Origin of the sequence: Zavarzinella sp. (assembly GCA_041399155.1) — a bacterium.
GTDB lineage: Bacteria > Planctomycetota > Planctomycetia > Gemmatales > Gemmataceae > JAWKTI01.
Map to the genome: position 1 here is coordinate 2,165,099 of JAWKTI010000001.1, position 11,789 is coordinate 2,176,887.

At 49.8% G+C, this 11,789-nt stretch carries 12 protein-coding genes; 6 read left to right on the plus strand and 6 right to left on the minus strand.

Annotation, left to right across the window (positions count from 1 at the left end):
* Nucleotides 1-27 precede the first annotated feature (27 nt).
* From ccmA to R3B84_08970, 4 genes are all read left to right on the plus strand, one after another.
* Nucleotides 28-984: a heme ABC exporter ATP-binding protein CcmA gene (ccmA, locus tag R3B84_08955; GenBank protein MEZ6140684.1), complete on the plus strand. Its 957-nt coding sequence runs from the start codon at nucleotides 28-30 to the stop codon at nucleotides 982-984.
* Nucleotides 981-2,120 (plus strand): ABC transporter permease, encoded by a 1,140-nt coding sequence (locus R3B84_08960; protein ID MEZ6140685.1) that lies wholly within the window; start codon nucleotides 981-983, stop codon nucleotides 2,118-2,120. Before ccmA ends, R3B84_08960 begins: the two co-directional genes overlap by 4 nt.
* Entirely contained in the window at nucleotides 2,117-2,707 is a 591-nt protein-coding gene (locus R3B84_08965) for a hypothetical protein (protein ID MEZ6140686.1), read from the plus strand. Before R3B84_08960 ends, R3B84_08965 begins: the two co-directional genes overlap by 4 nt.
* Before the next feature lie 222 nt (nucleotides 2,708-2,929).
* Nucleotides 2,930-3,721 (plus strand): hypothetical protein, encoded by a 792-nt coding sequence (locus tag R3B84_08970; protein MEZ6140687.1) that lies wholly within the window; start codon nucleotides 2,930-2,932, stop codon nucleotides 3,719-3,721.
* A 63-nt stretch (nucleotides 3,722-3,784) separates the two neighbouring features.
* Here R3B84_08970 and cimA read toward each other — a convergent pair whose 3' ends face one another.
* The gene (gene cimA, locus R3B84_08975) at nucleotides 3,785-5,347 is read right to left on the minus strand and encodes a citramalate synthase (protein ID MEZ6140688.1); all 1,563 of its coding nucleotides are present in this window, start codon (nucleotides 5,345-5,347) and stop codon (nucleotides 3,785-3,787) included.
* 245 nt (nucleotides 5,348-5,592) lie between these two features.
* On the opposite strand from cimA, the gene xseA reads away from it, so the two are divergent.
* Together xseA and xseB are read left to right on the plus strand one after the other, a co-directional pair.
* Nucleotides 5,593-6,846, plus strand: coding sequence for an exodeoxyribonuclease VII large subunit (gene xseA, locus R3B84_08980; protein ID MEZ6140689.1), 1,254 nt, complete (start codon nucleotides 5,593-5,595; stop codon nucleotides 6,844-6,846).
* 37 nt (nucleotides 6,847-6,883) lie between these two features.
* Nucleotides 6,884-7,156 carry an exodeoxyribonuclease VII small subunit gene (gene xseB / locus R3B84_08985; GenBank protein MEZ6140690.1) on the plus strand — a complete coding sequence of 91 codons (273 nt, stop codon included), beginning with the start codon at nucleotides 6,884-6,886 and terminating at the stop codon, nucleotides 7,154-7,156.
* Nucleotides 7,157-7,204: 48 nt separating this feature from the next.
* Here xseB and R3B84_08990 read toward each other — a convergent pair whose 3' ends face one another.
* From R3B84_08990 to metK, 5 genes are all read right to left on the minus strand, one after another.
* Nucleotides 7,205-7,813 (minus strand): hypothetical protein, encoded by a 609-nt coding sequence (locus R3B84_08990; GenBank protein MEZ6140691.1) that lies wholly within the window; start codon nucleotides 7,811-7,813, stop codon nucleotides 7,205-7,207.
* A gap of 75 nt (nucleotides 7,814-7,888) precedes the next feature.
* The gene (gene floA / locus R3B84_08995; protein MEZ6140692.1) at nucleotides 7,889-8,926 is read right to left on the minus strand and encodes a flotillin-like protein FloA; all 1,038 of its coding nucleotides are present in this window, start codon (nucleotides 8,924-8,926) and stop codon (nucleotides 7,889-7,891) included.
* Between the two features lie 61 nt (nucleotides 8,927-8,987).
* The gene (locus R3B84_09000; protein ID MEZ6140693.1) at nucleotides 8,988-9,536 is read right to left on the minus strand and encodes an NfeD family protein; all 549 of its coding nucleotides are present in this window, start codon (nucleotides 9,534-9,536) and stop codon (nucleotides 8,988-8,990) included.
* A 123-nt stretch (nucleotides 9,537-9,659) separates the two neighbouring features.
* Entirely contained in the window at nucleotides 9,660-10,517 is an 858-nt protein-coding gene (locus R3B84_09005; protein ID MEZ6140694.1) for a DMT family transporter, read from the minus strand.
* On the minus strand, nucleotides 10,517-11,761 hold the full coding sequence (gene metK, locus R3B84_09010) for a methionine adenosyltransferase (GenBank protein ID MEZ6140695.1): 1,245 nt from the start codon (nucleotides 11,759-11,761) through the stop codon (nucleotides 10,517-10,519). The genes R3B84_09005 and metK overlap by 1 nt, the downstream gene beginning before the upstream one ends.
* Nucleotides 11,762-11,789 lie beyond the last annotated feature (28 nt).

Here is an 11,789-nt window from a genome sequence, read left to right on the forward strand (position 1 = left end):
TAATCATCGAAAATAGGATGTTTACGGATGGTTCTGGTGGAAAAACTGCGATTTGAGGCGGTTGTGGCAGGCTATGGGGCACGTAAGGTGCTGAACCATCTGAATTTTGCCATCCACGCAGGCGAAATCGTGGGGCTCCAGGGGATTAATGGGTGCGGCAAAAGTACCACCTTACAGTTGGCTGCGGGCTTGATGATCCCCACTTCAGGAAACGTCACTCTGTGCCAGAAAAACACCCGCACCAGATCACGGAACAATGCTCAACTTTTTGGGTATGCCCAGCAGCACGTGGCTCTTTATGAAGAACTTTCCGTGGCACGAAACCTGCAACTCTTTGGCTCCCTTTACTCCTTATCTGGCAAGCAGTTACAGCAGAAAATTGCCCAATTGCTCGATTGTCTGAACCTGAAAGATCGTTCGAATGATCGCGTGCGAAATCTTTCTGGTGGCATGCAGAGACGTGTTCACCTGGCCTGTGCCATGTTGCATCAGCCACAAGTTCTGCTGCTCGACGAGCCCACAGCAGCATTAGATGAAGAATCTCGGGAGTTATTCCTGAAGATTTTTTCACAAATGAAAGAGAATGGGGTGGCAATTCTGATGACCACGCATCAGAAAGATGAAGCATTACTCTGGTGTGATCGTGTTTTGCACATGGAAAATGGTTCAATTGTGGAGAAACACCCCCATAAAAATGAAAATAACCTCATTTGCCTGGTGGGCTTGATGCCCGAACCATTGGATGAAATTGCCGAACGTCGTCTGCGTGACCTGCTGGCACCTGAAGTGCAACTGGAATTGAACGACCGGCATTTTCGACTGAGTGCGTTTGAAGGTGACCTGCTGGGTTTCGCGCTGAGCTGGTTATATTCTGAGCAAATCCAGCCCGAAATGCTGGCGATGTGCAATCAGGCAACGGCACACTTTCCCGCACCGAAGTGGTTGGCCGATGATCTGATTCCCACGGCGAGGTCGAGAGGATGAAAGGGTGGTTGCTCGTTACATGGGCCTTAACCGGCAAGGACTTACGCTTATTCCTGGCAGATCGGCGTGCGGTAGTGTTATGTTTTGCCGTTCCTGTATTACTGGCAACAATTTTTGGGATGATCTTTTCGCAGGATCAGACTGCACCCAAACGCCTGTGTGTGGTGCTGCACGTTGATCAAAGTGAAGAAGCATTACATATCAGTAATTTATTAGCAAACCATCCGGGTCTGGATGTAAAAACTGTTCCACATCTGGTGGGGGGCGAGCCTTTGCAGGATTCGTGGGCAAAACTGGCTCTGGTGATCACTTCCGATCTGTCAAAGCCTGAATCACCCCCAAAATACCAGATTTTCTACCACCCCACGGCACAGATGGAAGCTCAGCTTCTGGAAGGAGTGCTGATGGAAACAATTGCCAAAAAATGGACCGCTCACCTGCAACAACTGCCCACGGTGCGGGAGATGTTTCAATGTGAAAAAATAGCCGTAAACATTTCCCAGCAAAGCAGTTTCGATGCGTACGGGCATAGTTTCACCGGTATGACGGTGCAATATCTGCTCTTCTGGGGACTGGAATGTGGACTGGTTTTTCTGCGGGAACGGCGCACCGGCATCTGGCAACGGATTCAGGCATCGCCAGTGACGATTTTTCAGGCACTGCTGGCCCGCACCCTGGCAACAGCAGTGATTGCACAAATGCTTATCCTGGTGATGTTTACAGCAGGAAACCTGCTATTTGGCGTACGGATCCACGGCACCATTCTGGCTTTTGGTGTGCTGAGTATCACCTGTTCTTTTCTGGCTGCCGCACTTGGGGTATTTGTGGCTGCAATCGGGCAGCACGAAGCACGCGCCCGCAGTTTGTTTGTCCTGGTCATCCTCAGTCTATCAATGTTAGGTGGGCTCTGGATGCCCGCCGGATTTCTGCCCACATGGGTAGATCGCCTGGCCCCACTGCTGCCCACCCGGTGGGCAATGGATGGTCTGCGAGAAGTGGTGATGGATGGGGGTAGTTTCCCCCAGATTGTCCCGCACTTGTTGGCGTTGTTAATATTCATCATGGGCTTTTTTGTGCTGGCCATCTGCCGGTTTACCTGGTTTGAAGCACAACAACGAAAAGGATTTCAACGATGAGAACACTTCTGATTATGGGTCTTTTGGCAGGGCTGATCTCTACTGCACTTGGGCAGACAACCCCACCAAAAGTGGAATTGAAACTGGCCGATCAGTTCGACCAGCCGCACGATATTGCTGATTTCAAAGGAAAAGTGGTCATTCTGATTTATGGCGACCGCCACGCAGTGGATGAAAATTCCAAACTGGGCAACCAGCTTTACGTGTACTACCATCCGGATGCAAAAGATAAGCCACCTGCGGAAGCGAAAAATGCCCCCGTCATTGGTCTGGCAGGTGTGCCAGCCACCACCCCTGTGCCTGATGTTCGCGTAATCCCCGTTGCCTGCACTGGCAAAGTGCCAGAACTGGTGCTGACATTCGTCAAGCGTGAAGTGAAAAAGCAATCACCCGATGTGCCGGTCTGGATCGACTCACAGGAATTGATGCAAACGAAGTTCGGATTACGGGATAAGGAACCGAATATGGTTATCATCGATACACAGGGCCGCTTGAGATTGAAAATCGCCGGCACGCCAGATAAAGATTCCATGCAAAAACTGGTGGATGTTGTCGACCGCATCCGCCGCGAAGCAATCGCGAAGTAAAACGACCCACAGCCGACTTGTCACATTTTTCGTTTGCAAGTTGTCGCAAACACAGCTCTGCAATCCTTGAAAGAAGACCATATCCCGCTGAAACGGATGTAGATATTACGTCTTCTATTTCATTCCTCTTCTCATGCGTAATATTCCTTCAAACCGGGATTCATCTACCTGCAGTCCAACTTACAATACAATCACCATAACAATTTGCATCCTGGAGTTTGTGTGTCTTTTCAACAGCCGTATCGAAGTCCGTTTGAATTACGCTGGCGCATGGCGGGGATCGAATTTCGAGTTACCCCCACGTTCTGGATTATTGCACTGCTGATCGCGTATTTTGTCATTGGTCGCTTCCATCCTGCCTTAATGGCAGTTGATGTGGCGTGTATTTTTGTCAGTCTGGTGTTTGGCCTGCTGGTGCGTGGGCTGGTTTACCGGTCTTACGGCCTGCGATCCGTTGCGGTGCTCCAGGATCTGGGCAGCTCCGTCACACCGGAAGCGGAACCACCATTTACGATTCAGCGAATTGTTGCGGCATTATCGACTCCTGCGGCAGCTTTTGCTCTGTTCATGTTGGTGCGGATCACCAACAAGGAATTCAACTGGGCCAGAAGCCACCCACCCTATACCGTTTTTGCTTACATCATTCTCTACTATGTCAACCTCGTGTGGGGAATTTTATCTCTGTTGCCTGTATTCCCCATGTCTGGTGGAGTGGTGATCAAAGAAATTCTCACCAAATTCTCACCAATTAACGGCCTGCGTGCCACCTTCATCCTTTCCTTCCTGATTGGTGCGGCGTATTGCGTGTACTGCATTATGGTCTTAACCAACAACATGGAAAGGGTGATGGTAACGAAAGATTTGCCGCTGCCCGCTAATCTCTTTGCAGCTTTCATCTTCGGATTTCTGGCTTATCAGAACCTGATGATCCTCAATCATGTCAATCGCCAGATTAAACAAATCCGTTCTATCAGAAATGACACGGAATACATTGATAAGGATGATTATCGCTAGTTTTGTCTATTGATTACTGGATATTGTTGACAATATGCCTTGAAGTGTGCCTGCTTGTGTTGCTTATTTTTCATCCTGATCGCGAAACATTTTGTACTCAATCGCATCGACCAGTGCCAGCCAGCTCGCCTCAATAATATTTTCACTGACCCCCACCGTACCCCAAACGTGGTGCTCATCGCGAGATTCAATTACCACGCGTACGCGGGCTGCCGTGCCTTCGCGAGCATTTACTACACGCACCTTGTAATCCATTAATTGCATCTGCGCTAAATTTGGGAAAACGGGCAATAATGCCTTGCGCAATGCACTATCCAGTGCATTTACTGGACCATCGCCATCGCTGACCGTGTGGTAAACCTGATCAGCCACTTTCAGCTTGATTGTGGCTTCCGTCACTGGCTCTGCTGGGTTTGCCTGTTCAATGTTCACCCGGTAGTGCACCGTTTCGAACCATGGGGTGTATTGGCCCAGGCACCGTTTCACCAGAAGATCAAACGAAGCCTCTGCTGCTTCAAATTCGTACCCCTGGTGTTCCAGTTCCATCACTCGTTGCAGAATTTGCTGCATCAAGGCTTTATCGTTCTGGATATTATACTTCACTGTTTTAGTAAGGATTGTCGACTGGCCAGACAATTCGCTCACTAAAATACGGCGTTCATTCCCTACCAGCGTGGGGTCGATGTGCTCGTAACTGACCGGATTTTTCGCCACCGCGTGGGTGTGCATACCACCTTTGTGGGCGAACGCACTATTCCCCACATAGGGTTGGTTGTTACGAAAACTGAGATTCGCCAACTCGTAGACGTAGCGGGAAACCTCGGTCAGGTGGATCAGGCTGTCTGGCAACAACAGGTCATAGCCATATTTAATGCGCAAATTGGCAATTACACTACACAAATCGACATTGCCGCACCGTTCGCCAATGCCATTGATTGTCCCTTGTACCTGGGTGGCTCCCGCAGCAACGGCGGCCAATGTGTTTGCAACCGCGACATCGCAATCGTTGTGGCAGTGGATTCCAACGGAACAGGGGATATTTTCTACCACGTGCTTGACAGTTTGCTGGATAAATTCCGGCATCGAGCCGCCATTGGTGTCGCACAGAATCACACATTCTGCACCCGCCTGGGCTGCTGCCCGCAAAGTAGCCAGTGCGTATTCCGGATTGGCCCGGTAACCATCAAAAAAGTGCTCGGCATCGTAGAACACCTGCCGGTTCGCTTCTTTGCAGACCCTGATCGTATCCGCAATCATGTTGAGATTTTCGTCGAGATCGGTATTCAGAATTTCCCGCACCTGCATATCCCAGGTTTTGCCCACGATGGTGATCACGGGTGCGTTTGAATCGATCAACGCATTGACCCCCACATCGGTGCGTGCGTCGCTGTTTTTGCGGCGGGTCATCCCGAATGCGGTCAGTTTGGCGTGCTTCAGGGGTAACTTCATTACTTCCTGAAAATATTCTGCATCCTTCGGATTTGATTGTGGGTAGCCACCTTCAATGTAGTCCACGCCAATATGGTCCAATTTCGCAGTCAGCAGTAGCTTGTCCTGCAGGGAAAAGTTCACACCCTCTCCCTGGCTCCCATCGCGTAGCGTGGTATCGTAAGTGACGATTCTCATAAGATTCTCAGAAATTAAAACGAAAAAACCCCCGAAAGTTGCCTCCGGGGGTGATACAGTATACTGTTGTAAAACCACCGGTAAACTACGTAATAATCGACGCAATAATCCATTGCGTGGCAATTATCGTAATCACTGGCAGTGCATAGTTCATCTGGATGTATTAGGAATCCCGATAATTTTGTCAAATTTCAGTCGATAAGTTCAGAAAAGCAGAACTTTCGACGCATGCCACCTGGAGAATCATGTCTATCGAGCAAGATGCAGCCAAAAATGCCTATTCGGTAACGGAATTGATTTCCATTACAAATGAATTGCTCGATTTACAGTTTCGTGGTGTGTGGGTGCAGGGCGAAATCAGCGAGTATACCCAATCGGCTGCTGGCCATATTTATCTGACCATCAAAGATGCACAAAGCCAGATTTCTGCAGTCATTTACAGAAAAAGTTCCTTGCGAATCCGCTTCAAAATGAAAGTAGGGCTGGAAATATTACTGAATGGCAATATTCAAATATATCCTAACAAAGGTACTTTTCAGCTCCAGGTGGAGAACGCACTACCCGTGGGCGAAGGTGCGTTAGATCTGGCATATCGGCAATTGCGGGAAGAACTGGAAGCCCGAGGCTATTTTCAGCCCCAGCGTAAGCGAAAACTGCCATCGATGCCGAAGCACATTGCACTAGTCACCAGCAAGCAGGGTGCGGCATTTCAGGATATGTTACAACAGTTTCGAAATAACTGGCCACTGGCGCAATTATCGCTCTATTCCGTTGCTGTGCAAGGAGATACGGCAAAAAATGAAATTGCGGAAGCAATTCGTTACCTCAACCGCTGGCACCACCATGGAAAGTTAAAGCTCGATTTGATTATCGTCGCACGTGGGGGTGGTAGTCGCGAGGATCTGTGGGCATTTAATGAAGAAATTGTCTGTCGGGCGATTTTTGAATCACGTCTGCCAATTGTTTCGGCTGTGGGACACGAAACCGATTATTCATTGTCGGATGAAGTTGCCGATAAGCGTGCAACTACCCCCACCCAGGCAGCAACAGATACGGTGCCAAACCGGAGAGAACTATGGCGCAATTTGACTGATATCCGTCAGAGAATGGATGCCGAACTGAAGGACCTGATTGCGGCACGACAAAAGCTTTTGGACCAGATTGCACGCCGTCCTTGCTTTTTACGCCCACTGGATAAAGTTGCTGAGCACCAGGAAAAGCTGGAACGGGTGCAGGTCAGAATCAATCGGGCGATGACAAAGTTAATTGCTGCAAATGCTGATAAAATAAGAACTTACGCTGATCGACTGGTGGGGGTGAATCCGCTGGCGGTGTTGACACGTGGTTATTCGGTCACCACCAATCGTGCGGGGCATGCCGTTCGTTCGATTCAGGAAGTTCAGGAGGGAGAAGAAATAATTACCACCGTGGGCGATGGGGTAATTAAATCCATCGTCCAGAGCACCAGCGACAATTCCCCTGCGAAACCGCTATCATAGTTTTTTAATCTTTGATGCCATTCCCACAGGAGAACCCGTGGCAGAAGAACAACCCAGCTTCGAAAAAGCTTATTCCGATCTGGAAATCATCTTGCAGCAACTGGAAGATGGAAAACTTTCTCTGGAAGAGAGCATTGCCCAGTATCAGCAAGGGATGCAACTGATTCTGTTCTGTAAGCAGCAGTTGCATCATGCCGAACTTAAAATTCAAGAGGTCAGTGCCGATTTTGAAGGTGGGATGAAAACGAAACCAATCGAAGCACCCAGCCAAAAATTGAAATCAACCAAGCCCACCGACACCAGTTATTGAATTATTGGGAGCTGAATCGACTGGAAGTGCTTCGTGGGCAGAGAAAACTCAGGCTTTGGGTTTTCGCTTCGCCTTTGGTTCATCGAAAATTTCGCGAAGAATCAGAGCAGCAGCCTTTCCATCTTTGTGGCGTAACACGTGCTGCACCAGTTTCATCGCGTTAGAAACTCTCTTTTTGCGACGTGTCGCACGCTGCACCTTGGCAATTTTGATTGGTGCACTTAACCGTTCTGCTTGTGTAATGTGGGAGCCGGAAAATTCTGGCGACGATGCATGGGTGGGCTTATTAACAGGCACCAGAACCGGAACTTCTTTCTTTTCTGTTGTTTGTGGTGGCTTTGGACGGGGCCGTTCCTGCTGTGGTCGTTGTTCACGCTGTTCCGGTCGCGGGCGATTCGGCTTCGGCACAGGTGGGGGTCCACCTTGCTGCCGATTCTGCCGCATTCGATCAATCTCTTCCAGAAACTGATTAATCGGATTTGCCTTTTGCTCTTCTTCCCGGTTCTGGTCGTCACGATCATCGTCGTTTCGTCGTGGAGGCATCGGTCGACGTGCAGGTGGCTGTGGGGCACTTTGCGACGCTTTCATCACGCTGCTGATCACCCACACCAGAATAAATAAGCCCAGGACTACTGCGCCTAGATGAATGTTCGGCATGCTACCTGCTCCTGATTAAATGCTGTCAATGCAAATGTCGGCTCGGCTATATAGCGACACAATTAAATAATCGAATTAATTCGACTGATTGTCGCCATTATCCATGCCGGCGATACTGGATCGCATGCTGGTATCTGCCTGCACATTTTTCATGTTGTAATAGTCCATAATCCCAATCCGGCCATCGCGGAAGGCACTGGCAATTGCCAACGGTACTTCTGCTTCCGCCAATACCACCTTGGCCCGGTTTTCTTCAACCAGTGCCCGGTTTTCCTGTTCAACAGCAACTGCCAGAGCACGACGTTGTTCTGCATCTGCCTGGGCAACCCGCAGGTTGGCTGCTGCCTGATCGGCCTGCAGTTTTGCACCAATGTTTTCACCCACTTCGATGTCGGCGATATCAATCGAGACGATTTCGAAGGCGGTTTGTGCATCCAACGAATTGTGCAACACGGTCTGCGAGATTAAGTTGGGGTTGGAAAGCACCATTTTGTGGTTTTCGGCGGAACCGATGGCCTTCACAATCCCTTCCCCCACGCGGGCGATAATTGTTTCTTCCGTCGCACCACCGACCAGACGTTCCAGTTTGGTACGCACGGTCACGCGGGCTTTGCAACGTAACTGAATCCCATCACGACAAACTGCATCCAGTGTCACACGGCCCTTCACAGAGTCTGGGCAGTCGATCACCTTGGGATTTACGGAAGTACGCACTGCATCCAGAATATCGCGACCTGCGAGATCAATTGCGGCAGCGATTTTCCAGGAAAGATCCATGCCTGCCTTGTGGGCGGCAATAACTGCGGTGGCAGTCTTTGGAACGTTTCCACGTGAGAGGAAGTGGGATTCCAGCTCTTCGGTGGAAACCCGCACACCCGATTGCACCAGTGCAATCTTCTGGCGGACAATCATCGCGTAATCGACATTTCGCAATTTCATCCCAATCAGGTCGAAAATACCAATTTTCGCGTTGGTCAACAAACACTGGATATACAGGCGAACGAAACTGAAAAAGACGATCAGCATAAACAGGCCGATCAAAAAGGCGACTACCGCAATGACGATAATCCAAACGTTATCATCGGGGCCTGCAGCAAATAGTGGTTTTAGCATGTTCAGCGAATCCTTGTTCTCATGTTGTTAATTGATGGTCTAAAAATTTTGGTAATTAGAATCAAGAAAAATCAAACTTTTCCAAATCTCCCAGTGGGGGATGGTCACTTGGCCGGACAATGACACGCCCTGCTTTCACTTCCACACATTTCACCCACTGACCTTCCTCAATCACCAGACCTTCCGTGATGACATCTACTCGCCTGCCGTTAAAATCAGCGATGCCCGACGGGCGAAGCATTGATACCGTTTTGCCGATTCTTCCCTTCAAAGCTGCCAGTTCGTTGGCCTCTGGCGTATCGATCACCGTTGAATTCTCAATTGCTTCCTGGTTTCCACGAAAATACCTTACTACATACCTTGCCATGGGTACGGCAATGATCAGCCCCACGATAAATAAAGATGTTGCCGTTAGAGCCTGATTGGTAGTGCCATAAAAGAAGACGATTCCAATCCCCGTTAGCCCGAGAAGTATGCCAAATATTAATGTTGCCTGGGTAATTCTAACCACCTGCTTTGGAGTTTTTCCATAACCTCCATCACCATATTCAAAAATGGAAAAGATCACTCCAGCAATGATCAGAATGTAGGCGACAGAATACAAATCCATCGAGATGATTCCCAAGTTATTTTAGCCACCTCTATTTTAGTACTTCGCACGGTGCTGTAGCTAATTTCAGACAAATACGAAAAATGTGGGGAATCCGCCCAGATACTTGCATATACAAGTAAACTACTTTCGGTAAATGGTGATCAACAAGCCGATTGTCATTACCACCGCAGCAAGGACAAATCGCAGGGTGAGTAGTTCAGAAAGAAATAGAATTCCGCCCAGGCTCGACCAGAGTGGGACCGTTAACAAGACTATCGCAGCCATTGTGGTGGAAATCGACCGAAGTGCCTGATACCAAAGGACATAGCCAATTCCGGTGGTAACCACTCCCGACACTATTGCGGCAGTGATTCCCGGCCAGTTCCAGCCCTGCAACAGGTTCGGCACCAGCAAGGTTACTGCCAGCAGTGGGAGTGTTCGCAGAAAATTTCCCGTATTGGCTGCCAGTGGGTTGGGGTCTCTTTTGCCCAAAAGGGTGTACGCCCCCCAACTAATACCTGCAATCAACATGCTCACCGTGCCAACCCAGGTGGGGGAAGCCAATCCAGGTAATACCAGGTATAATAAAGCTCCCATCGCTAGTGCGTAACCCAGCCAGGCCAGCCCACGAAAGCGTTCGCCACGTGCGGCTGCCGTAGTCAATATCGTCACTTGTGCCGCACCAAAAAGCAACAGGGCACCAGTGGCAGCCGTCAATTGTGTGAATGAATAGGTATAACTGACCGCGTACGCTGCCAATGCCAGGCCTGCCCACCAGTTGCCACCAATTTTAGTGGGCTGCCCTGCCCTACTTTGGGTGGGGTTCCCAATTCGCAAAACGATCAACAGGGCAATCGCTCCGCTGAGGAAACGCACCTGCATAAACAACATCGGAGAAATCGTGGTTTCACGCAGGGCAAATCGACAAAGTAATGAGTTGCCTGCGAAGCTGAACAGTGCTAGTAAAGTGAAAAGAAACGTCGCAAGCGGTGCGTGCATTAAGCATCCTGACGCAACAAAGCTGCTTTATCGGTGTGTTCCCACGTAAAATCTTCCAATTCCCGACCGAAGTGACCGTGGCGTGCCGATTCACGGAAAATCGGGCGACGCAGCTTCAGCGTTTCAATAATCCCGGCGGGGGTCAACTGGAAGTGCTTGCGGATCAAATTGATCAGCTTTTCTTCCGTAACTCCTTCCGCAATCGTATGTTCGGTGTTGACCCAGATATTCAGTGGATCAGGGTAGCCGATTGCATAACTGAGCTGCACTTCACAGCGTTTTGCCAGGCCAGCCTTCACAATATTCTTAGCGATATATCGGCACATGTAGGCCGCAGATCGATCCACCTTGGTGGGATCTTTCCCGCTGAAAGCACCCCCACCGTGACGTCCTCGGCCACCGTAGGTATCCACAATGATTTTGCGGCCTGTCAGACCACAGTCACCGTGAGGCCCACCTACCAGAAAACAACCCGTTGGGTTAATGTGGCACGCAATATCGTTGCCGGAAATGCTGCCACTGCTTGAACCAGGCAGCACCGGAATTAATTTCCCTTTCACCAGGTCGGGCCGTTCTGCCTGCAGCACTGGTGCCACAATCTTTTCAATTACTTCTTTGCGGGCCTCATCGGTAAAATATTCTTTTCCACCGCTGACATGCATTACCGATTCATCGTGCTGAGTTGACAACACAATTGTGTGGATGCGAACTGGCACGCCATCTGGGCCGTATTCCACGGTAACCTGGCTTTTGGCATCGGGCCGTAACCACTTTAATTCTCCAGACTTACGCAATTTTGCGTGCTGCTCCACCAGTCGGTGCGACAGGTGAATCGGCAGTGGCATCAGGCTGGCGGTTTCGTCGCACGCAAAGCCGAACATCATCCCCTGGTCACCGGCACCACCCAGATCGACACCCATCGCAATGTGGGCTGACTGAGAGTGCAGACGACAATCCACCTGACAGGTATCTGCTGCAAAGCCGATATTTGGATCGACATATCCAATTTCGGTGATGACTTCCCGCACCAGGCCATCCACAACTTTACGGGTCAGTGGGGCGTTAGTGGTAATTTCACCAGCCACCACGGCCAGATCGGTGGTAACCAGCGTTTCGCAGGCTACTCGGCTCATCGGGTCGTGCTGCAAACAGAAATCAAGCACAGCATCGCTAATCTGGTCGGAAACTTTGTCCGGGTGCCCCATCGACACCGATTCACTAGTAAAAAGGTAATTCGAACTCAACGTATTCTCCAAAATTTCATTAATGCCA